Annotated in this window: 20 protein-coding genes; 7 read left to right on the forward strand and 13 right to left on the reverse strand. The window is 56.4% G+C overall.

Annotated features, from left to right (window positions below):
* Nucleotides 1–36 precede the first annotated feature (36 nt).
* On the forward strand, nucleotides 37–456 hold the full coding sequence (locus ACMVME_RS21245; protein ID WP_025202755.1) for a DUF805 domain-containing protein: 420 nt from the start codon (nucleotides 37–39) through the stop codon (nucleotides 454–456).
* Here the strand turns inward: ACMVME_RS21245 and fpr are convergent, their stop codons facing one another.
* From fpr to ACMVME_RS21265, 4 genes are all read right to left on the reverse strand, one after another.
* On the reverse strand, nucleotides 457–1,203 hold the full coding sequence (fpr, locus tag ACMVME_RS21250) for a ferredoxin--NADP(+) reductase (RefSeq protein WP_068795441.1): 747 nt from the start codon (nucleotides 1,201–1,203) through the stop codon (nucleotides 457–459).
* Between the two features lie 96 nt (nucleotides 1,204–1,299).
* Nucleotides 1,300–2,310, reverse strand: a complete 1,011-nt coding sequence (gene glpX, locus ACMVME_RS21255; protein WP_040018287.1) for a class II fructose-bisphosphatase — start codon at nucleotides 2,308–2,310, stop codon at nucleotides 1,300–1,302.
* Between the two features lie 109 nt (nucleotides 2,311–2,419).
* Nucleotides 2,420–3,928 (reverse strand): glycerol kinase GlpK, encoded by a 1,509-nt coding sequence (gene glpK / locus ACMVME_RS21260; RefSeq protein ID WP_014172201.1) that lies wholly within the window; start codon nucleotides 3,926–3,928, stop codon nucleotides 2,420–2,422.
* A gap of 21 nt (nucleotides 3,929–3,949) precedes the next feature.
* Nucleotides 3,950–4,795: an MIP/aquaporin family protein gene (locus ACMVME_RS21265; RefSeq protein ID WP_014885705.1), complete on the reverse strand. Its 846-nt coding sequence runs from the start codon at nucleotides 4,793–4,795 to the stop codon at nucleotides 3,950–3,952.
* Between the two features lie 398 nt (nucleotides 4,796–5,193).
* Between ACMVME_RS21265 and zapB the strand changes: the two genes are divergently transcribed.
* Nucleotides 5,194–5,433, forward strand: coding sequence for a septal ring assembly protein ZapB (gene zapB / locus ACMVME_RS21270; RefSeq protein ID WP_008501806.1), 240 nt, complete (start codon nucleotides 5,194–5,196; stop codon nucleotides 5,431–5,433).
* Between the two features lie 59 nt (nucleotides 5,434–5,492).
* Here the strand turns inward: zapB and rraA are convergent, their stop codons facing one another.
* The 7 genes from rraA to priA form a co-directional block, all read right to left on the reverse strand.
* Nucleotides 5,493–5,978 (reverse strand): ribonuclease E activity regulator RraA, encoded by a 486-nt coding sequence (rraA, locus tag ACMVME_RS21275; protein ID WP_014172197.1) that lies wholly within the window; start codon nucleotides 5,976–5,978, stop codon nucleotides 5,493–5,495.
* A gap of 92 nt (nucleotides 5,979–6,070) precedes the next feature.
* The gene (gene menA / locus ACMVME_RS21280; protein WP_014172196.1) at nucleotides 6,071–6,991 is read right to left on the reverse strand and encodes a 1,4-dihydroxy-2-naphthoate polyprenyltransferase; all 921 of its coding nucleotides are present in this window, start codon (nucleotides 6,989–6,991) and stop codon (nucleotides 6,071–6,073) included.
* 68 nt (nucleotides 6,992–7,059) lie between these two features.
* Nucleotides 7,060–8,391: an HslU--HslV peptidase ATPase subunit gene (hslU, locus tag ACMVME_RS21285; protein WP_014172195.1), complete on the reverse strand. Its 1,332-nt coding sequence runs from the start codon at nucleotides 8,389–8,391 to the stop codon at nucleotides 7,060–7,062.
* A 9-nt stretch (nucleotides 8,392–8,400) separates the two neighbouring features.
* Nucleotides 8,401–8,931: an ATP-dependent protease subunit HslV gene (gene hslV / locus ACMVME_RS21290; RefSeq protein WP_014172194.1), complete on the reverse strand. Its 531-nt coding sequence runs from the start codon at nucleotides 8,929–8,931 to the stop codon at nucleotides 8,401–8,403.
* Nucleotides 8,932–9,025: 94 nt separating this feature from the next.
* Nucleotides 9,026–10,027, reverse strand: a complete 1,002-nt coding sequence (gene ftsN, locus ACMVME_RS21295) for a cell division protein FtsN (protein ID WP_014172193.1) — start codon at nucleotides 10,025–10,027, stop codon at nucleotides 9,026–9,028.
* 93 nt (nucleotides 10,028–10,120) lie between these two features.
* Complete coding sequence (gene cytR, locus ACMVME_RS21300; RefSeq protein WP_020883949.1) at nucleotides 10,121–11,146, reverse strand: DNA-binding transcriptional regulator CytR; 1,026 nt, start codon at nucleotides 11,144–11,146, stop codon at nucleotides 10,121–10,123.
* 119 nt (nucleotides 11,147–11,265) lie between these two features.
* Nucleotides 11,266–13,461, reverse strand: a complete 2,196-nt coding sequence (gene priA, locus ACMVME_RS21305; RefSeq protein WP_047742291.1) for a primosomal protein N' — start codon at nucleotides 13,459–13,461, stop codon at nucleotides 11,266–11,268.
* Between the two features lie 200 nt (nucleotides 13,462–13,661).
* On the opposite strand from priA, the gene rpmE reads away from it, so the two are divergent.
* Complete coding sequence (rpmE, locus tag ACMVME_RS21310) at nucleotides 13,662–13,874, forward strand: 50S ribosomal protein L31 (RefSeq protein ID WP_003862040.1); 213 nt, start codon at nucleotides 13,662–13,664, stop codon at nucleotides 13,872–13,874.
* A gap of 48 nt (nucleotides 13,875–13,922) precedes the next feature.
* Here rpmE and metJ read toward each other — a convergent pair whose 3' ends face one another.
* Entirely contained in the window at nucleotides 13,923–14,240 is a 318-nt protein-coding gene (gene metJ, locus ACMVME_RS21315) for a met regulon transcriptional regulator MetJ (RefSeq protein ID WP_007369220.1), read from the reverse strand.
* 276 nt (nucleotides 14,241–14,516) lie between these two features.
* On the opposite strand from metJ, the gene metB reads away from it, so the two are divergent.
* The 4 genes from metB to katG all read left to right on the forward strand — a co-directional run bounded on the left by metB (nucleotide 14,517) and on the right by katG (nucleotide 21,619).
* A complete protein-coding gene (gene metB, locus ACMVME_RS21320; RefSeq protein ID WP_014172189.1) occupies nucleotides 14,517–15,677 on the forward strand; it encodes a cystathionine gamma-synthase in 1,161 nt (386 codons plus the stop codon).
* A 2-nt stretch (nucleotides 15,678–15,679) separates the two neighbouring features.
* A complete protein-coding gene (locus ACMVME_RS21325) occupies nucleotides 15,680–18,112 on the forward strand; it encodes a bifunctional aspartate kinase/homoserine dehydrogenase II (protein ID WP_020883947.1) in 2,433 nt (810 codons plus the stop codon).
* Nucleotides 18,113–18,338: 226 nt separating this feature from the next.
* Nucleotides 18,339–19,229, forward strand: a complete 891-nt coding sequence (metF, locus tag ACMVME_RS21330; RefSeq protein WP_014172187.1) for a methylenetetrahydrofolate reductase — start codon at nucleotides 18,339–18,341, stop codon at nucleotides 19,227–19,229.
* A gap of 209 nt (nucleotides 19,230–19,438) precedes the next feature.
* Entirely contained in the window at nucleotides 19,439–21,619 is a 2,181-nt protein-coding gene (katG, locus tag ACMVME_RS21335; protein ID WP_068795440.1) for a catalase/peroxidase HPI, read from the forward strand.
* 49 nt (nucleotides 21,620–21,668) lie between these two features.
* On the opposite strand, the gene gldA is transcribed toward katG, so the two are convergent.
* Nucleotides 21,669–22,772: a bifunctional L-1,2-propanediol dehydrogenase/glycerol dehydrogenase gene (gene gldA, locus ACMVME_RS21340; RefSeq protein ID WP_032679239.1), complete on the reverse strand. Its 1,104-nt coding sequence runs from the start codon at nucleotides 22,770–22,772 to the stop codon at nucleotides 21,669–21,671.
* Nucleotides 22,773–22,775: the final 3 nt, after the last annotated feature.

Below are 22,775 nucleotides of genomic sequence, written 5' to 3' on the forward strand. Positions count from 1 at the left end.
GTAAAATGCGCGCTATATGATAATAAGGAACCTTACATGACCATACAGCAGTGGTTGTTTTCATTCAAAGGGCGTATTGGACGCCGTGACTTCTGGATCTGGATGGCGACGTGGATCGTTGCCATGCTGCTTCTGTTTTTCGTGGCCTTCAACGCATGGCTCAGCACACAAACGGCGGCGTTTGCGCTGGTCTGTTTACTGTGGCCAACCGCGGCCGTGGTGGTGAAACGTCTGCACGATCGCGGCCGTTCCGGCGCGTGGGCTTTTCTGATTATTCTGGCGTGGATGCTGGTGGCCGGGAACTGGTCGATACTTCCGTCCATCCTTCCCTGGGTGGTGGGCAGACTGCTACCAACCATTATTTTTGTCATGATGGTGGTCGATCTGGGCGCGTTTATCGGCACCCAGAGCGAAAACAAATACGGCAAAGACACCCTTGAGGTGAAATACCGCTGATCACCAGTAGTGTTCGGCAGTCATATGGCCCGGCCGGCGGCGAAGATGTTTCGTCATCTGCCGGGTATCCTTCAGAAGCTGCTGCGTGTCGCGAACCATCTGCGGGTTGCCACACAGCATGACGTGGCTGGTTTCAGCGCTCATCGGCAAGCCAATTGCGTCTTCCAGTGCACCACTCTCAATCAATGCCGGTACGCGGCCCGTCAGTGAACCTGCTGCGGTTTCGCGGCTGACCACGGTCTGAATTTTCAGTTTCCCGCCGTACTGCTTTTCCAGCGCCTGCATCTGCGGAAGATAGCTCAAGTCTGCGGCATAGCGCGCGGCGTGAACCAGCACGATGTTTTTAAAGCGCTCAAGGTCTTTGCCGTACTGCAAAATAGAGAGATAGGGGCCAATGGCCGTGCCGGTTGCCAGCATCCAGAGGGTGTCGCAGTCCGGGATTTCGTCCAGCACGAAGAAACCGGCCGCTTCACTCACAATTTGCACATCGTCACCGGGCTTAAGCGCGGCAAGGCGTGGGCTGAGTTTGCCGTCCGGGACGGTGACCAGATAGAACTCGAGATCCGGGTTATCGGGGGCGTTAACGTAGGAATAGGCGCGCTGCACGCGCTCGCCGTCCACATCCAGTCCCAGCTTCGCAAATTGCCCGGCCGTAAACGGGTGGACGGGAGCATGCAGGGTGAGACTAAATAGCGCATCGGTCCAGAACTGTATCTTTATGACTTTACCTGTTACCCAGTCCGCCATGATTTTCTCCTGTGCTTTTTCTCTGTTCTATCTTCCGGACTTGTGGTGAAGATTTCCAGCCCATATGGGCCGGAAAGCTCTATCGATCAAACGGTTTTACAGAATGTGCGCCTGCACGTCAGGGTCTTTACGATCCAGATAGTGAACAGACTGAATGCGGCGAATGGTGCGTGATTTACCGCGGATCAGCAGGGTTTCGGTGGTGGCCATATTGCCCTTACGGGTGATGCCATCCAGCAGGTCACCTTTGGTGATGCCGGTTGCGGAGAAGACAACGTTGTCGCTGCGCGCCATGTCATCCAGCGCAAGCACCTTGTTGGCTTCGATACCCATCGCTTCGCAGCGTGCCAGCTCTTCTTCCCCAATACGGCGATTCTCTTCGCTGTCGCCTTTGACTTCGTGACGGGGCAACAGACGGGCCTGCATGTCGCCATCCAGAGCGCGGATCACCGCGGCGGAGACCACACCTTCCGGCGCGCCGCCAATGCCGTAAAGCACATCCACTTCGCTGTCTGGCATGCAGGTCAGGATAGACGCTGCCACGTCGCCATCCGGGATGGCAAAGACGCGAACACCGAGCTGTTGCATCTGGGCAATGGTGGCATCGTGGCGCGGTTTCGCCAGAATGGTCACGGTGAGCGCGCTAAGCGGTTTTTCCAGCGCCCTGGCAACGTTACGCAGATTCTCTTCCAGCGGCAGGCTCAGGTCGATAGCCCCTTTGGCACCGGGGCCGACAATCAGCTTTTCCATGTACATATCCGGTGCGTTGAGGAAACAGCCTTTGTCCCCTACCGCCAGCACGGCCAGCGCGTTGGCCTGGCCCATTGCCGTCATGCGGGTACCCTCAATCGGGTCAACCGCGATATCCACGGCATCACCTTTGCCGGTGCCCACTTTCTCACCGATATAGAGCATTGGCGCTTCGTCGATCTCGCCTTCGCCAATGACGATGGTGCCATCGATATTGACCTGGTTAAGCACAATGCGCATGGCATGGACAGCCGCACCGTCTGCGGTATTTTTGTCGCCACGGCCGAGCCATTTATAGCCCGCCAGTGCGGCAGCTTCGGTAACGCGGGAAAACTCGATAGCCAGTTCACGTTTCATGAGGTACTCGTGCAATCAAAAGGAATTGCACGAAGTTTATCACAGAGTGGGGGTGGGTGCGGTCGGTCCCCTCTCCCCGGCGGGGTGAGGGGACGGGTGAGGGGAGAAATTACTGCTCGTGCTCTTCCCACGCCAGGGCGCGTTTCACCGCTTTCTTCCAGCCGCTGTAGCGGTAGTTACGCTCAGTGGTTTCGATGCCAGGGCGGAATTCGCGTTCGATAACCGCTTTTTCCTGCAGTTCATCCAGATTCTGCCAGAAGCCGACAGCCAGACCTGCAAGATACGCCGCACCCAGCGCGGTGACTTCACGTACTTCCGGGCGCTCTACGCGGGTGCCCAGAATGTCGGACTGGAATTGCATCAGGAAGTTGTTGGCAACGGCGCCGCCGTCCACGCGCAGGGCGTGCAGACGAATGCCGGAGTCAGCCTGCATTGCTTCCAGTACGTCGCGCGTCTGATAAGCGATGGATTCCAGCGTCGCGCGGATAATGTGGTTCGAGTTTACCCCACGGGTCAGGCCGAAAATCGCGCCGCGTGCATACGGGTCCCAGTAGGGGGCACCCAGACCGGTAAAGGCCGGAACCACATACACACCGTTGGTGTCCTTCACTTTGGTTGCGAAATACTCGGAGTCAAACGCATCGCTGATGAGTTTCATCTCGTCACGCAGCCACTGAATAGACGCACCTGCCATGAACACCGCACCTTCCAGCGCATAGTTCACTTCACCGCGTGGGCCGCAGGCGATGGTGGTCAGCAAGCCGTTTTCTGATTTCACCGCTTTCTCACCGGTGTTCATCAGCATAAAGCAGCCGGTACCGTAGGTGTTTTTCGCCATCCCTTCCTTAACGCACAGCTGGCCAAACAGCGCCGCCTGCTGGTCACCGGCAATACCGGCAATTGGAATACGCGTGCCGCCTTTGCCGCCGATATTGGTCTGACCGTAAACTTCAGAAGATTTACGGACTTCTGGCAACATCGCGCGCGGGATATCCAGCGCGTCCAGCATCTTGTCATCCCACTCCAGGGTATTGATGTTGAACAGCATGGTGCGCGAGGCGTTGGTGTAATCAGTGACGTGGACACGCCCCTGGGTCATCTTCCAGATAAGCCAAGTGTCGACGGTACCGAACAGCAGCTCACCGCGTTTTGCACGTTCACGTGAACCCTCAACGTGGTCGAGGATCCATTTCACTTTGGTACCTGAGAAATACGGGTCAACGACCAGACCGGTTGCGCTACGCACATAGTCTTCCATACCGTCGCGCTTCAGCTGTTCGCAGATTTCTGACGTACGGCGGCACTGCCAGACGATGGCATTGTAAATAGGCTTACCGGTTTCGCGCTCCCAGACGATAGTGGTTTCACGCTGGTTGGTAATACCGATAGCGGCAATCTCGTCGGAACTGATATCGGCTTTCGCCAGCACTTCTACCAGCGTGGAACTTTGTGAAGCCCAGATCTCCATAGGGTCGTGTTCGACCCAGCCTGGACGAGGATAGATTTGCTCAAATTCGCGCTGTGACACGCTGACGATATTCGCGTCATGATCCATTACGACAGCGCGGGAGCTGGTAGTGCCCTGGTCGAGCGCAACGATATATTTTTTTTCGGTCATGGTATGTGTCCCGTAGTCAGATTACAGCGAAGCTTTTTGTTGTGCGGTAGAAGTCGTTTCCTTCTCCTCTTCCACACAGGTGTCGCACGGTAAATGGCGACCAATTAATTTGCGGTAGCTAAATGCACCCAGCGCAGCCCCGACAACCGGTGCAAACAGCGGTACCAGGAAGTAAGGGATATCTTTACCGCCGGTGAAGGCCACGTCGCCCCATCCTGCGATAAAGGCAAAAGCTTTAGGTCCGATATCACGCGCCGGGTTCATCGCAAACCCGGTCAGCGGGCCCATGGATGCACCGATCACCGCAATCAGCAAGCCAATCAGCAGCGGTGCCAGCGGGCCGCGCGGAATGCCGTTTCCGTCGTCGGTCAGCGCCAGGATAACGCCCATCAGAATAGCGGTAATCACCATTTCAACTGCGAACGCCTGCACAAAATTGATATGCGGGTTGGGATAGGTTGAGAAGATGCCTGCCAGATCCAGACTTTCGACACTGCCACGCACCATATGATGTGTCTGTTCGAAGTCGATGAAAAGATTGTAATAAAGCCCGTAAACTAACGCCGCTGCGCAAAACGCGCCGGCAAACTGAGAAAGGATGAAGGGAACAACTTTGCGTCCGTCGAAGCACGCGAACAGCCACAGCGCGATGGTCACCGCCGGGTTAAGATGTGCGCCGGAAACCCCTGCGGTCAGGTAGATGGCCATCGCCACGCCCAGACCCCAGATAATACTGATTTCCCACTGACCGAAACTGGCACCCGCCACTTTCAGTGCAGCAACACAGCCCACTCCGAAGAATATCAACAACCCGGTACCAAGGAACTCGGCAATGCACTGGCCTTTTAAGGTTGATGTCTGACTCATAATCGGAATCCTGAAGAAATTGATGTTTATTGTTAGCATGACCGCCCGTGACAGCCACGATGCCCTGTAGACATAGTGTTAATTTATCGTTAACGAGCAAAAACGAGAAATATCGAAATCAAAATGTGTGGTCTGCGTCAATAAAATGAGCGTTTTCGCGCCATAAAGCGCATTTTTACACCAATAGCAAAATGTGAGCTGAATCATTTCATTAACGAATGAGTTAACAATTTAGGGGTATATGCCGCGAACGCACCAGGACGAGGCCGAAAAGTGTTGCAAACCACGATCTGCGCGGTCTGCCGCTGGACAGGGGCGACGGGGCTTCATACAATCGGCATATCTGTTGTGCGCGTTTACGTTAAAGCGTCGCCTTGCAATTCAGGAGAGGTAGGATCATGTCTTTAGAAGTGTTTGAGAAACTGGAATCGAAAGTACAGCAGGCGATTGACACCATCACGCTGCTGCAGATGGAAATTGAAGAGCTGAAAGAGAAGAACAACAGCCTGGCGCAGGAAGTTCAGAACGCCCAGCACAGCCGTGAAGAACTGGAGCGCGAAAACAACCAGCTGCGTGAACAGCAGAATGGCTGGCAGGATCGTCTGCAGGCGCTGCTGGGGCGTATGGAAGAAGTGTAATTTCTTTCGGGAAATGCAGAACAGGCCGGGTAAGGCGTCGCCGCCACCCGGCTTTTTTATTACTCGATATCCAGCGGATCTTCGGAAAGGATAATCCCGGTGTTATCGGCATAGAGATGGTCACCAGAGAAGAAGGTCACGCCGCCGAAATTGACGCGCACGTCGCTTTCGCCGATACCTTCACCCGCAGCACCCACCGGAATGGCCGCGATAGCCTGAATGCCAATGTCCAGGTCTTCGAGATCGTCCACCTGGCGCACTGAGCCATACACCACGATGCCTTCCCACTCGTTCTGTACGGCAAGACGGGCGAGCTCAGCATCAATGAGGGCACGACGTACGGAGCCCCCGCCATCAACCAGCAGAACGCGGCCACGGCCGTTCTGTTCGAGCAGATCATAGAGCAACCCGTTATCCTCGAAACATTTCACCGTGACGATTTGTCCGCCAAACGACGACCGCCCACCAAAGTTGGAGAACAGCGGTTCAACGACGTTGACATCTTCCTGGTAGATGTCACAAAGCTCGGAGGTATCGTATTTCATAGGTTTAACGCTCAGTTGCTGCGAATGTGTTCAGTATATCGTGCTAAATGCGTTGTTGGCAAAATCATCAATTGTTAATTGATATTTGTCAGTTAACCCAGCGTCTGACTTAAGACAATCCCGATGACGAACAACAGGTTAGTCAGCAGTGCCCCTTTTACCGTACGCTCCAGCATTGGCGGCATGGCCGCAGGGCTGAGTTCACGCATGACGAATCGCGCCTGCTTAATCAGCAGCGGTGCGGCGAGTACAAACAGCCAGCCCCATATGCTGTGCAGCGAGATAACGTTAAACAGCGCCAGGCACAGCAGAGCGCCCAGCAGCAGACACGCATGATAACGGCGTGCATTAACGGGCCCCAGACGCACGGCCAGTGTGTTTTTGCCGTTCTCACGGTCGCTGTCGATATCGCGCAGGTTGTTGATGTTAAGCACCGCCGTCGCCAGCATGCCGCAGGCGGTTGCCGGCAGGAACAGGGCCGGGATCAGGGTATGTGCCTGTAAGTACCCGCTCCCCATCACGCTCAGCCAGCCGAAGAACACCAGCACGGAGATATCACCCAGCCCAATATACCCGTAAGGGCGGGTACCGACGGTATAGGTAATGGCGGCAATAATGGCGAGCAGACCCAGTACCAGGAACCCAATGAAATCGCTGGGGGTTTTAGACGCGACCGTTACCAGCGCCAGGCCGGAAAGACAAATCAGCGCCACGGTGATGATCAGCGCGCGCTTCATCTGCGCCTGGGTAATGACCCCTTTCTGCATACCGCGCAGTGGCCCGATACGGTCGGGTTTGTCGCTGCCTTTAACCGCATCGCCATAGTCGTTGGCGAGATTGGAGAGAATTTGCAGCAGACCGGCGGTAATCAGTGCCAGCCCGGCAACCAGCGGATCGAAATAGCCTTGCCACCAGGCAAGCGCCGTACCGACGATAATGGCGGCAAAGGCCAGAGGAAGAGTTTTAGGGCGCAGACTTTCGAGCCACGCCTGAGTACGGCTGATGTCAGTCATAGTAATTTAGCCAATAAAAATGGGGGCATTAGCCCCCATTAAACGTGATGAGAATGCAGTAACCGCGATTATAGGATAAAACGGCTCAGATCTTCATCTGCCACTAACGCATCCAGGTGTTTACCCACATATTCTGCGTCAATGGTAATGCTTTGACCGTTCAGGTCGCTCGCATCATAAGAGATATCTTCCATCAGGCGCTCCAGCACGGTGTGCAGACGACGGGCACCGATGTTCTCGGTGGTTTCGTTGACCTGCCAGGCGGCCTGGGCGATGCGTTTGATACCGTCTTCAGTGAACTCGATGTTCACACCTTCGGTTGCCATCAGCGCTTTGTACTGTACGGTCACAGAGGCATTTGGCTCGGTCAGGATGCGTTCGAAATCTTCAGTGGTCAGCGCCTGCAGCTCCACGCGAATCGGCAGACGACCCTGCAGTTCCGGGATCAGATCAGACGGTTTCGCCACCTGGAATGCGCCAGAGGCAATAAACAGGATGTGGTCTGTTTTGACCATACCGTGTTTAGTGGAGACGGTGCAGCCTTCAACCAGCGGCAGCAGGTCGCGCTGAACGCCTTCACGGGAGACATCCGGGCCTGAGGATTCGCCACGCTTACAGATTTTGTCGATTTCGTCGATAAACACGATACCGTGCTGCTCAACCGCGTCGATAGCATCCTGCTTCAGCTCTTCCGGGTTCACCAGTTTCGCCGCTTCTTCTTCGATCAGCAGCTTCATGGCGTCTTTGATTTTCAGCTTACGCGCTTTCTGCTTCTGGCCGCCCAGGTTCTGGAACATGGACTGCAGCTGGCTGGTCATCTCTTCCATGCCAGGCGGTGCCATGATTTCCACACCCATAGGGGCAGCAGCAAGATCGATCTCAATCTCTTTGTCGTCCAGCTCGCCTTCACGCAGTTTTTTGCGGAACGCCTGACGTGCCGCTGACGGCTCAGCCTGCTGTTCAGCCTGGCCCCAGTTGTTCTTCGCCGGTGGGATCAGGACGTCAAGAATGCGCTCTTCCGCCATCTCTTCGGCGCGGTAGCGGTTTTTCTCAATCGCCTGGACGCGCACCATTTTGATCGCCGAGTCGGTCAGATCGCGAATGATAGAGTCCACTTCTTTACCCACATAGCCCACTTCGGTGAACTTGGTGGCTTCGACTTTGATAAACGGGGCATTAGCCAGTTTCGCCAGACGACGGGCAATTTCGGTTTTACCGACACCGGTCGGGCCGATCATCAGAATGTTTTTTGGCGTCACTTCATGGCGCAGCTCTTCTTCGAGCTGCATGCGGCGCCAGCGGTTACGCAGGGCAATAGCCACGGAACGCTTGGCGTTGTCCTGGCCGATAATATGTTTGTCCAGTTCGCTGACAATTTCGCGTGGGGTCATTTCAGACATGGGAGATCCTTACGCTTTAGACGGTAATTCTTCGATGGTGTGGTTGTGGTTGGTATAGATGCAGATATCACCTGCAATATCCAACGCCTTCACCGCGATATCGCGCGCATTCATGTCGGTATTTTCCAACAGCGCACGGGCTGCAGCCTGGGCGTACGGGCCACCAGAGCCAATAGCAATCAGGTCGTTTTCAGGCTGAATGACGTCACCGTTACCGGTGATGATAAGCGAAGCGGTTTCATCGGCCACCGCCAGCAGCGCTTCAAGTTTGCGCAGCATGCGATCGGTACGCCAGTCTTTCGCCAGCTCAACGGCGGCTTTCACCAGGTGACCCTGGTGCATTTCCAGTTTGCGTTCAAACAGTTCGAACAGCGTGAAGGCGTCAGCTGTGCCGCCTGCAAAACCGGCGATCACTTTGTCGTTGTATAAACGACGAACTTTCTTCACGTTGCCTTTCATTACGGTATTACCCAGCGTGGCCTGGCCATCACCGGCGATTACCACGTGGCCGTTACGGCGTACACTTACTATTGTTGTCACGAGCAGACCCCCTGGTTACAGAATCGGGAAACAGAAGCCCTGAGCCTGTGCTCAGGGCTGAATAGAATGATAGATGGGGGGGAATTTGGGGGTTTCAACCCCCGGTAGCGAGTCGAATGCAGTTTGTGTGTCCCGCCACTTTCAAACGGGAAATGGTTCCGTCGGCATTTTCTTTGCCTTTGACCGGGCCAATCACCACGCGATTCCAGCCGTTATTGGTGGTAATGCGTGAATCAAACCCTTCAAAAGCCAGCTGTGCGCGCACCGTTTCCGCCTGCTCAGCACCTTTGAATGAACCACATTGCACCATCCAGCGGCGTTCGTCTTTTTTCTCCGCAGTCTGCTTCGGCGCATCGGTCTCTTTGGTTACCGGTGCGGCCTGCTGCGTTTTCGGCTGCTGCGCAGTGGTATGCGCCGGCGTCTGCAGCAGATCCTGATACGGCTGAGCCGCCTGTTTCTGCGGCTGGGCCTTCGGCGGTTGCTGCACTGGCTGGGACTGCGCCGTTCGCGTTTGCTGCTGATACGGCTGTTCCGTCACCCGTGGCTGCGTTTTCGGCTGCTGCACTGGCTGGGTTTGCGCCCACTGCTGTTGTTGCTGCTGTTGCTGTTGGAGCTGCTGCTGCGCCTGACGACGCTGCAGCGTTTGCTGACGCTGTTCCGGCGTCTGCTCGTTCCACGGCACTTCGTTCAGCTGCGTAGGCTGCTGGCGCATATCGGCCTGCATTTGTGCCAGCAACTGACGCTGTTCATCCGTCAACTGGCTGGCATTTTGCACTTCACCACCCGCTGAAGGCTCGGTCGGCGCACGTACGCCAGGCTGACGGCTTTCCAGCTCTTTGATATAGCGCCAGCGCTCTTCAGGCTTCGGCGGAAGGCCGTTTCCGGCAACCTTGCTGGCCTGAAGCGCCTCGGACTCTTCTTTTTTATGGTGCGTGATAAAGTACAGACCACCAATAAAGGCCACGACTACAGCCGCAGCAATAGCGACCATCGCTGGCGAGACAGCAGGCAGGTTACGTTGCTTTTTCCTTGAGCTACTCTTTTTGCGTCGCGAAGGTGCCGGCTGGCCGCGACGTACATAATCTCGTTGTGCCACTATCGTTTCGCTGTATTTATTCGTTCGTCAGCCCGCCATGTTACTTAAGCGGCGGGGCTTTGACCAGATAAGGGTGTCTGAAAGACATTTACTTTAAGTCAATGCCTGGGTAGAACCGCGCACAATCAATTCACAGTCCAGCAACCGCGAGCCGCTGTTAACTGTTTGACCATGCAGTTGATCCAGCAGAAGAAGCATCGCTTCACGCCCAATATCATAGCGCGGCTGCGCCACGGTCGAGAGTGGAGGATCGCAAAATTCTGACAGCGAAATATTATCGAATCCGATGATCGACAAATCTTTCGGTATGCGCAGGCCGCGGCGCTTCGCATACGATAATGCCCCCAGTGCCATCACATCGCTGTGACAGAACACCGCGGTCGGCGGCTCGGGCAGATCCAGCAGCTTCTCCAGCGCCTGTCCACCGGCTTCAAAGGTGAAATCCCCGCGAGCAATGTAGTGCGGATCGACGGTGACGCCGGTACGGCGCAGCGCCTGAACGTAGCCCTGCAGGCGGTAGTGGCACAATGGCATCTCTTCCGGCCCGGCAATGCAGCCAATACGCTTGTGCCCCAGCTCCTGAAGATAGTTGACGGCGTTGAACGCGGCGGTCAGGTTATCAATATGTACCGTCGGCAGCTCCAGCTCGGGTGCAAACTCGTTGGCCATCACCATCGGCGGTAAATTGCGCTGCTCTTCAATGCTGGCATCAAACGGCAGGCGAGACCCAAGCAGCAACATGCCGTCGATCTGCTTGGTGATAATGAGGTCGATAAAGGTTTTTTCCTGCTGGTTCTGGTGAGCACAGTCGCCAATCAGCACCAGATAACCTTGCTCTGCCGCCGTCACTTCGATACCGCGAATAATCTCGCTGAAGAAGGGATCGCAGATGTCCGGCACAATCACCAGGATGGTGCGCGACTCATTGCGTTTAACGTTTCGTCCCATCGCCTGCGGGAAATAGCCCACTTCCAGCGCAGCCTGCTCTACCCGGTTACGGGTCGCCTGGGAGACTTTATCCGGGTTCATTAATGCGCGGGACACGGTTGCCGTAGAGACTTGTGCTTTCTGGGCAACGTCTTTCATGGTCGCCGTGGCAACCTCTTTCCTGGACTTCAACGTCTTCTCCTCGCCTGAACACCGAACTTCTGACGCCACCATTTTTACAGATAGTTAATGGAATCGGTTACAGAATTTTCATAAAAAGTGTGAGGAGCGTTAAATTTTTCGATCCGTCTTCAGCCTTCGATAGGATCAACGTCCAGCACCCACTTCACTTTGCGCGCTTCCGGTAGGGTATTGATCAGCACCAGCGCGCCGCTGACGATATGTTGCAGGCGGATGCGCGAAGGGTGCTGGAGCAAAATCTGCCAGCGGAAACGTCCACCACGCTTTGGTGCCAGCGCCGGCACCGGCCCCAGTATCCACAGCGGGTTATCCACCAGCGGACTGGCCTGCAGGAGGTTTCTCAACTGCTGCAGGAAAAGCGGTGCCTGCTGGTTGTTGTGATCTTCTGCGCGAATGATGACGTGGCTGGTCCACGGCGGAAGCTGCATCGTCTGGCGTTCTGCCAGCGCCTGCTCCGCAAACGCGTCATAGCCTTTATGCAGCAGGGTTTGCAGTAACGGATGTTCAGGATGGTGGGTCTGTAAAACCACCTCACCCTGTTTGCCTGCGCGACCGGCACGTCCGGCAACCTGGGTATAAAGCTGGGCAAAACGTTCTGCTGAGCGAAAATCGGCCGAAAACAGCGCGCCGTCTACGTCCAGCAGGGCGACCAGCGTTACGTCCGGGAAGTGGTGCCCTTTGGCCAGCATCTGCGTGCCAATCAGAATGCGTGCGCCACCGCGATGCACTTCCGCCAGCTGCTGTTCCAGCGCCCCTTTGCGGCTGGTGGTGTCACGGTCGATGCGGGAAAGAGGAACGTCAGGGAAGAAAGGCTTAAGGGCCTCCTCCAGTTGCTCCGTCCCCAGACCGACCGGCACGATATGCGTTGAGCCACATGACGGACACTGGCGTGGTACCGGCCGCTGGCTGTCGCAGTGGTGGCAGCGCAAATGGCGCTGGGCCTGATGGAACGTGTAGTAGTGGTCGCAGCGCGGGCATTCGGCAATCCAGCCGCAGTCGTGACACAGCAGCGCCGGGGCAAACCCGCGGCGGTTAAGGAACAAAATGACCTGATTACCGGCCTGCAAATGCTGGCGCATCCGGGTGATAAGCGCAGGCGCTAACCCCGCCTGCACCTGCTGGCCTTTTAGATCCAACACATGCTGAATAGCAGGGCGCGCGTTCCCTGCGCGCCGCGTCAGGCGCAGCATGTGGTATTTACGCTGGCGAACGTTATGCAGCGTTTCGAGGGCGGGCGTCGCGGAGCCAAGAATAATCGGGATTTGCTCGCTGTGGGCGCGATAAACGGCCAGATCGCGGGCGTGATAGCGCCAGCCTTCCTGTTGCTTATAGGAGCTGTCATGCTCTTCATCGATGACGATAACGCCGAGGTTTTTAAACGGCGTAAACAGCGAGGAACGGGTGCCAATCACAATCGCCGCTTCGCCGTTTTTGGCTTTCAGCCAGGCGCTGAGGCGCTCGCTGTCGTTCAGGCCCGAATGTAACACTTCAACCGGCGCATTAAACCGCTCGCGAAAACGGGCGATGGTTTGTGGCGTAAGGCCGATTTCCGGAACCATCACCAGCGCCTGTTTACCCTGCGCAAGCACGTTTTCCAGTACGCTGAGATACACTTCTGTTTTGCCGGAGCCGGTGACCCCTGCCAGTAGCCAGGCGGAGAAATGATCGGAGGCGCTGTGAATGGCTCCTACGGCGGTGGCCTGCTCGGTGTTGAGTCGCAGACGATCCCCTGAAACGGAGAAACTGTCCCGCCAGTCATAAAGGGCAGGCGCCTCGCTTGCCAGTTCGCTCAGCCCTTTTTTGCGCAGGGCCTGTAGCGCCGTTTCACTCACCTCAAGCTCGTCAACCTGATGTCGCCAGATTTTCCCCTGACGCAGGGCCGCCAGCGCCTGCTGCTGTTTCTGCGAGCGTTTCAGGCTATTGATATCGACCGCCTGGCCCTCTTCAGTGGCAAACCAGTACCAGAGGGGAGCGTGGCTGGCACTTTTACCCTGACGAAGCATAATAGGCAGGGCGTGGAACAGGACATCGCCGATAGGGTGATGGTAGTAATCTGCCGCCCACAGCAGGAGCCGCCAGGTGCTGGTGGAGAAAACGGGCTCGCTGTCCAGTACCTCTGCGACGGCTTTCAGCTCATTGAGCGGCAATTCGCTCTTATCGCTCACCGACACCACAATCCCAATACGCTGCTGTTTGCCAAATGGCACGGTCACGCGACAGCCCGCTTTGGCGCTCATGCTGTCAGGCAGCAGATAGTCAAAGGTGCGGGGAAGCGGAACGGGCAGGGCAACGTGAGCGACGGGCATCGAATCTTCCTGACTTGAAAAGTGGCGCGTTAGTATACACATTAGTGAAAGCGGCGTGCGGATCAGTTTGCATACGTTGGTCAAATTCTGTATGATTCGCCGCCTTTGGTGTACTTTACGCCAAAGAACTTACATTCAACATCGCGTGGTGTCTGGCGTTAGGGCTGGAAGAGCGACGCGGCCTTAACTGAGGTTCTCCCATGAAAAAAGATATTCACCCGAAATACGAAATGATTACTGCAAACTGTTCTTGCGGTAACTCTATCCAGATCCGCTCTACCGTGGGTCACGATCTGAACCTGGACGTGTGCGGCAAATGCCACCCGTTCTACACTGGTAAGCAGCGTGATGTTGCAACCGGTGGCCGTGTTGACCGCTTCAACAAGCGTTTCAGCATCCCGGGCGCTAAGTAAGTTTCCCGAAAAAAAGGCACCGCAAGGTGCCTTTTTTGTATCCGCTTCTCAGTATTCCCACGTATCCGGGTCGATACCCAGTTCACGCATGATCACCTTCGCCTCTTCCGGAATTTCATCACTACGCTCTTTGCGCAGATCTTCATCGTTTGGCAACGGTTGACCGGTAAACGCATGCAGAAACGCTTCGCACAGCAGTTCGCTGTTGGTCGCGTGGCGCAGGTTGTTCACCTGACGACGCGTACGTTCATCGGTGAGGATCTTCAACACCTTCAGAGGAATGGAAACCGTAATTTTCTTTACTTGCTCACTCTTCTTACCGTGCTCAGCGTATGGGCTGATATATTCGCCGCTCCATTCAGCCATGAGATACCTTTAATCCTCTCAGTCATTAATCTAAAGGTGCAAAACCCGTCATCGCCAGTTTTGACCGTAATCCAGCGTAGTTTACCGTAGAGACGATACCGTGGCACGGATATTGCCGCTGCAGCGTGCACTAAAGCATATAATTTTAACGGCTATTTGCGCATTGCTCAATCTATACGCAAAGAAGTTTAGATGTCCAGATGTATTGACGTCCATACTTTCAGTGTTTACTCTGGTGCCTGACTTTTCACCTCTTTTAGCCAGGAAGCCTTCACCATGACGCGTAAACAGGCCACCATCGCAGTGCGTAGCGGATTAAATGATGACGAGCAGTACGGCTGTGTTGTCCCGCCAATTCATCTTTCCAGTACTTACAATTTTACCGGTTTTAATGAACCCCGTGCGCATGACTACTCCCGTCGCGGCAACCCGACGCGTGACGTGACCCAGCGCACGCTGGCGGAGCTGGAAGGCGGTGCAGGCGCCGTGTTAACCAACACCGGGATGTCTGCGATTCACCTGGTGACGACGGTATTTCTGAAGCCGGGCGACCTGCTGGTGGCACCGCACGACTGTTACGGTGGTAGCTATCGTCTGTTTGACAGCCTCGCAAAACGCGGGTGCTACCGCGTGCTGTTTGTCGATCAAAACGACGAACAGGCGCTGAAACAGGCGCTGGCAGAGAAACCGAAGCTGGTGCTGGTGGAAAGTCCAAGCAATCCATTGTTGCGCGTCGTCGATATTGCGAAAATTTGTCAGCGCGCAAGGGATGCGGGAGCGATAAGTGTAGTGGATAATACCTTCCTCAGTCCGGCTCTTCAGAACCCGCTTGCGCTGGGTGCCGATCTGGTATTGCATTCATGCACAAAATATCTGAACGGTCATTCTGATGTGGTAGCGGGCGTGGTGATTGCAAAAGATCCCGACGTTGTCACCGAACTGGCATGGTGGGCCAATAACATTGGCGTCACTGCGAGCGCTTTCGACAGCTACCTGTTGTTGCGCGGTATCCGCACGCTGTCGCCGCGCATGGAAGTGGCGCAGCGAAATGCTCAGGCGATTGTCGATTTTCTGAAGACCCAGCCGCTGGTGAAAAAGCTCTATCACCCGTCGCTGCCGGAAAACCAGGGGCACGAGATTGCCGCGCGTCAACAAAAGGGATTTGGCGCGATGTTAAGTTTTGAACTGGACGGTGACGAGCAAACGCTGCGTCGCTTCCTGAGCGGGCTGTCATTGTTTACGCTGGCGGAATCATTAGGTGGGGTTGAAAGCTTGATCTCCCACGCCGCGACCATGACGCACGCAGGTATGGCACCAGAAGCACGTGCCGCCGCCGGTATTTCTGAGACGCTGCTGCGTATCTCGACCGGTATTGAAGATTCTGAAGATTTAATTGCCGATCTGGAAAATGGCTTCCGGGTCGCAGCCAAGGGGTAATCATGAGTGTGATAGCGCAGGCAGGGGCGAAGGGTCGTCAACTGCACAAGTTTGGTGGTAGTAGTCTTGCTGATGTGAAGTGTTACCTGCGTGTCGCAGGGATCATGACAGAGTATTCGCAGCCGGGGGACATGATGGTTGTCTCCGCGGCTGGCAGCACCACCAACCAGTTGATTAGCTGGCTCAAACTGAGTCAGACCGATCGCCTCTCTGCGCATCAGGTGCAACAGTCCTTACGTCGTTACCAGAGTGAGCTGATTGCCGGCTTACTGCCTGCGGACGTCGCGGACGGATTGATTAGCGCCTTTACGCATGACCTTGAGCGTCTGGCTGCCCTGCTGGACAGCGGTATTACCGACGCGGTGTATGCCGAGGTGGTCGGCCACGGTGAAGTGTGGTCTGCGCGCCTGATGGCGGCCGTGCTGCAACACCTGGGCGTGGATGCGGCCTGGCTTGACGCGCGTGACTTCCTGCGCGCCGAACGCGCCGCTCAGCCGCAGGTGGATGAAGGTTTGTCATATCCGCTGCTGCAACAGCTGCTGGTTCAGCATCCGGGCAAACGTATTGTGGTGACCGGCTTTATCAGCCGCAGCAGTGCCGGTGAAACCGTGCTGCTGGGACGTAACGGCTCTGACTACTCAGCGACGCAAATTGGTGCGCTGGCAGGCGTTTCCCGCGTCACCATCTGGAGCGACGTGGCCGGTGTCTACAGTGCTGACCCGCGTAAAGTGAAAGATGCCTGCCTGCTGCCGCTGCTGCGTCTGGACGAGGCCAGCGAGCTGGCACGCCTGGCGGCACCGGTTCTGCATGCGCGTACGCTACAGCCGGTTTCCGGGAGCGACATCGACCTGCAGCTGCGCTGTAGTTACACCCCGGATCAAGGCTCTACCCGCATCGAACGCGTCCTGGCGTCCGGTACGGGGGCGCGAATTGTGACCAGCCATGACGACATCTGCCTGATTGAGTTCCAGGTCCCGGCGGGCCAGGATTTCAAACTGGCACACAAAGACATCGACCTGATCCTCAAACGCGCCCAGGTGCGTCCGCTCGCCGTTGGCGTGCATAACGATCGCCAACTGCTGCAGTTCTGCTACACCGCCGAAGTGGCGGACAGCGCCCTGAAAATTCTTGATGAAGCGGGCCTGCCGGGCGAGCTTCGCCTGCGTCAGGGTCTGGCGCTGGTGGCGATGGTGGGGGCGGGCGTTACCCGCAACCCGCTGCACTGCCACCGTTTCTGGCAGCAGCTGAAAGGCCAGCCGGTTGAATTCACCTGGCAGTCGGAAGAGGGCATTAGCCTTGTGGCCGTACTGCGTAAAGGACCCACCGAGAGTCTGATTCAGGGGCTGCATACCTCTCTGTTCCGTGCGGAGAAACGTATTGGACTGGTGCTGTTTGGCAAAGGAAACATCGGCTCACGCTGGCTGGAGCTGTTCGCTCGTGAGCAGGTGACCCTCTCAGCGCGTACCGGGTTTGAATTTATTCTCGCGGGCGTGGTGGACAGCCGCCGCAGCCTGCTGAACTACGAAGGGCTGGATGCCAGCCGGGCGCTGGCCTTCTTTAACGATGAAGCGGTTGAACAGGACGAAGAGTCGCTGTTCCTCTGGATGCGCGCGCACCCGTATGACGATCTGGTGGTGCTGGACGTGACCGCCAGTGAACAGCTTGCCGATCAGTATCTTGATTTCGCCAGCCACGGTTTCCATGTTATTAGCGCCAATAAGCTGGCGGGGGCGAGCAGCACGGACAAGTACCGTCAAATCCACGACGCGTTTGAAAAGACAGGCCGTCACTGGCTGTATAACGCCACGGTGGGCGCTGGCTTGCCGGTTAACCATACCGTGCGTGATTTGATTGAAAGCGGCGACAGCATTCTGGCGCTAAGTGGCATCTTCTCCGGCACGCTCTCCTGGCTGTTCCTGCAGTTTGATGGCACCGTGCCGTTCACTGACCTGGTGGATCAGGCATGGCAGCAGGGCTTAACTGAACCTGATCCACGCGTTGACCTCTCCGGTAAAGACGTTATGCGTAAGCTGGTGATCCTGGCGCGCGAAGCCGGTTATGACATCGAACCTGATGCCGTCCGCGTTGAGTCGCTGGTGCCTGCTGGCTGTGAGGACGACTCTGTCGACCACTTCTTCGAGAACGGCGAAGAGCTGAACGAGCAGATGGTGCAACGTCTGGAAGCGGCAAACGAGATGGGGCTAGTGCTGCGCTACGTGGCGCGTTTCGAAGCGAACGGAAAAGCACGTGTGGGTGTCGAGGCGGTTCGTCCTGAACATCCGCTGGCGGCACTGCTGCCGTGCGATAATGTTTTCGCCATTGAAAGCCGCTGGTACCGTGATAACCCACTGGTGATCCGTGGCCCGGGTGCGGGGCGCGATGTGACCGCCGGGGCCATCCAGTCTGACATCAACCGTCTGGCTAAACTGCTGTAATCCTTCTTGTTCCCTCTCCCGGTGGGAGAGGGACAGGGTGAGGGCATCAGACCGCACTCACCCGCCATCATGAACTCCCTTCATCTTCCCTGAGCATTCCTCACCATTCCTGGCGATTATTTCTGTTGACGTCCCTCCGCTTTTCCGTCATTTTTACATCTGGACGTCTAAACGTATAGAAGTTCGAAACACAACACACAATGACACGCGATTGATGAGGTAAGGTATGAGCTTTTTTCACGCCAACCAGCGGGAAGCCCTGAATCAGAGCCTGGCCGAAGTAAATGGTCAGATTAACGTCTCTTTTGAATTTTTCCCGCCGCGCACCAGTGAAATGGAGCAAACCCTCTGGAGCTCTATCGATCGCCTGAGCAGCCTGAAACCGAAGTTTGTCTCCGTCACCTACGGTGCCAACTCCGGTGAGCGTGACCGTACGCACAGCATCATTAAAGGTATTAAGGACCGTACGGGTCTGGAAGCGGCTCCGCACCTGACCTGTATCGACGCGACGCGCGATGAGTTGCGTGCCATTGCCCAGGACTACTGGAACAACGGTATTCGCCATATCGTCGCCCTGCGCGGTGACCTGCCGCCGGGGAGCGGTAAACCGGACATGTACGCCACCGATCTGGTCGCGCTGCTGAAAGAGGTCGCAGACTTCGACATTTCCGTTGCCGCTTACCCTGAAGTTCACCCGGAAGCGAAAAGCGCCCAGGCGGATCTGCTTAACCTGAAGCGTAAAGTGGACGCCGGTGCGAACCGCGCCATTACCCAGTTCTTCTTTGATGTGGAAAGCTACCTGCGCTTTCGTGACCGCTGTGTGTCCGCGGGCATCGACGTCGAAATTATCCCGGGAATTTTGCCGGTCTCTAACTTCAAACAGGCGAAGAAATTTGCCGATATGACCAATGTGCGCATTCCGCACTGGATGTCTAAAATGTACGAAGGGCTGGACGATGACCCGGAAACACGCAAGCTGGTGGGCGCAAACATCGCGATGGACATGGTGAAGATCTTGAGTCGTGAAGGGGTGAAGGATTTCCACTTCTATACGCTCAACCGCGCGGAAATGAGTTACGCCATTTGCCATACGCTGGGTGTTCGGCCTGGCGCATAACAAATAGAAGCCCTCTTCGGAGGGTTTTTTGATTTATAAGGGTTTTATTTCCCCGCCATATCAGCAATGCTGCCTTTGACGTACAGAACGCACATACTTTCAATGGGAAATTAAACGGAATTAACTATCGAATCTGTGGGTTATCTCAACTATACCTTATCAACAAGGGCGTATATCGTAACCGTAACACTGTAAAAGGGAGCATAGCGATGAGCACGTCAGACGACAGCAATAATGTGGCATCAATCGGCAAGTGCCCGTTCCATCAGGGCAGCGTCGATCACAGCGCGGGGGCAGGCACAGGCAGCCGCGACTGGTGGCCAAAACAACTCCGCGTCGATCTTCTTAATCAACATTCCAACCGTTCTAACCCTCTGGGTGAAGACTTTGACTACCGCAAAGAATTCAGCAAACTCGATTACTCAGCGCTCAAGGGCGATCTCAAAGCACTTCTGACCGACTCTCAGCCGTGGTGGCCAGCCGACTGGGGCAGCTATGCGGGCCTGTTTATCCGTATGGCCTGGCACGGCGCAGGTACCTATCGCTCCGTTGACGGTCGCGGTGGCGCAGGGCGCGGTCAACAGCGCTTTGCCCCCCTGAATTCCTGGCCAGATAACGTAAGTCTGGATAAAGCGCGCCGTCTCCTGTGGCCTATCAAGCAAAAATACGGTCAAAAAATTTCCTGGGCTGACCTCTTCATCCTTGCCGGTAACGTGGCGCTGGAGAACTCTGGCTTCCGTACCTTTGGTTTTGGGGCCGGGCGAGAAGATGTCTGGGAACCGGATATGGACGTGAACTGGGGTGATGAAAAAGCCTGGCTCACCCACCGTGACCCGGAAGCACTGGCGAAGCGCCCACTGGCAGCCACCGAAATGGGGCTGATTTACGTTAACCCGGAAGGGCCAAACGCCAGCGGTGAACCACTGTCAGCGGCCGCGGCGATCCGTGCCACCTTTGGCAACATGGGGATGAACGACGAAGAGACCGTTGCGTTGATTGCAGGCGGTCATACCCTCGGTAAAACCCACGGTGCAGGTGAGGCGACCCATGTCGGCGCCGACCCGGAAGCCGCGCCAATTGAAGCGCAGGGTCTGGGCTGGACCAGTACGCACGGTACCGGCGTTGGCGCAGATGCGATCACCTCCGGGCTGGAAGTCATCTGGTCACAAACGCCGACCCAGTGGAGTAACTACTTCTTCGAGAACCTGTTCAAATACGAGTGGGTGCAGACCCGCAGCCCGGCGGGTGCGATTCAGTTCGAAGCCGTGGATGCACCAGACATTATGCCTGATCCGTTCGACCCGTCGAAAAAGCGCAAACCGACGATGCTGGTCACCGATCTGACGCTGCGTTTTGACCCCGAGTTCGAGAAAATCTCCCGCCGCTTCCTGAACGATCCGCAGGCCTTTAACGAAGCCTTTGCGCGCGCGTGGTTCAAGCTGACCCACCGTGATATGGGGCCAAAAGCGCGTTACATTGGTCCGGAAGTGCCGAAAGAAGATCTCATCTGGCAGGATCCACTGCCGCAGGCGGTGTTCAACCCGACCAATGAGGACATCGAGAGTCTGAAAGCGGAAATCATTGCCTCGGGTCTGTCCGTGAGCGACCTGGTTTCCGTTGCCTGGGCGTCTGCATCGACCTTCCGCGGTGGCGATAAGCGTGGCGGCGCCAACGGTGCGCGTCTGGCACTGGCACCCCAGCGCGACTGGGAAGTTAACGCCGCAGCGGTTCGCGCGTTACCCGCCCTGGAAGCTATTCAGCGTACCACCAACAAAGCGTCACTGGCCGATATCATCGTGCTGGCAGGTGTGGTGGGTGTTGAACAGGCGGCGAAAGAGGCCGGCGTTTACGTCAATGTACCGTTCACGCCGGGCCGCGTTGATGCGCGCCAGGATCAGACGGATATCGAGATGTTTAACCTGCTCGAACCGATTGCCGATGGCTTCCGTAACTACCGTGCACAGGTTGATGCCTCCACTACCGAGTCTCTGTTGATTGATAAGGCCCAGCAGCTGACGCTCACTGCACCAGAACTGACGGTGCTGATTGGCGGTCTGCGCGTACTGGGGGCGAACTTCGATGGCAGTCAGAACGGCGTGTTCACCCATCGTGAAGGCGTGCTGAGCAATGATTTCTTCGTGAACCTGCTGGACATGAATACCCAGTGGAAAGCGACCGATGAATCAAACGAGCTGTTTGCCGGCAGCGATCGCGCCAGCGGTGAAGTGAAATACACCGCCACGCGTGCCGATCTGGTATTCGGTTCGAACGCCGTGCTGCGCGCGCTGGCCGAGGTTTACGCCAGCAGCGACGCCCATGAGAAATTCGTCCGCGACTTTGTTGCCGCTTGGGCGAAGGTGATGGATTTGGATCGGTTTGATCTGCAGTAAATACAATCCCCGCTTCGGCGGGGATTTTTTTACCATCCGGCAATACCGGTTACGCCCACTCCCGCAGGAACCGTTGCCCGTACTGATCGGCCACCAGCAGCGCCGCGTAAACCTGATCCGGTGACACCCCGCCTGGCATGTTGTGAATGGTTTCACCCTCTGCGCAGGCTGCCTCGGCAATCAACCGCATTTTAAGCGGAATATCCTCTTTAATGTTCAGTTGTGCCAGCGTGATGGGCAAACCTACGCTGTGACACAGCGCCGCGACGGTTTCAATTTCCTCTACCGGGGCATTTTCCAGCACCAGTTGCGTCAGCGTCCCAAACGCCACTTTTTCACCGTGATAGAACGAATGTGCCTCCGGCACGGCGGTCATTCCGTTGTGAATGGCGTGCGCGGCCGCCAGTCCACCGCTTTCAAATCCAACGCCGCTCAGATAGGTATTGGCTTCAATGATGCGCTCCAGCGCCGGTGTGACCACGTGCTGCCCGGCCGCGAGCATCGCTTTCTCACCCTCTTCAATTAACGTGTTGTAGCACAGCTCGGCGAGGGCTAGCGCAGCCTGGGTACATTTTCCGCCCGCCATGGTGATCGCGCCGCTACGGGAACAGGCGCGCGCTTCAAACCAGGTGGCAAGGGCATCGCCTATCCCGGCGGCCAGCAGACGCGGCGGAGCGCCAGCCACCACCCGGGTGTCGACAATCACCATGTTCGGGTTATGCGGCAGCATCAGGTAGCGATCGAATTCACCGCTGTCGGTATAAATGACAGAAAGGGCGCTGCACGGGGCGTCGGTGGAAGCGATAGTCGGGGCGATGGCAACAGGCACGTCCATAAAATGCGCCAGCGCTTTGGCGGTATCCAGCGTTTTCCCGCCGCCGATACCGAGCACCGCCATACAGTCGGCGCCGTCGGCCCGTTTTTTCAGGCGATCGATTTCGTTTTGCGAACATTCGCCACCGAAGGGCGCGATTTCAGCATGAATTTCCGCTTTTTTGAAACTCTCAAGCAAGGTCTCTTGTGCAAAACCCAGCACAAACTTATCGCCCACAACCAACCAGCGTGTTGCCAGTGGTTTCAGATAGTCGCCGAGACGGGTGAGAACATCAGCGCCCTGGATATATTTCCCCGGCGATTGAATGATACGGTCCATAAC

The sequence above is a fragment of the Enterobacter cloacae complex sp. 2024EL-00711 genome (assembly GCF_047529885.1).
Taxonomy (GTDB): Bacteria; Pseudomonadota; Gammaproteobacteria; order Enterobacterales; family Enterobacteriaceae; genus Enterobacter; species Enterobacter ludwigii.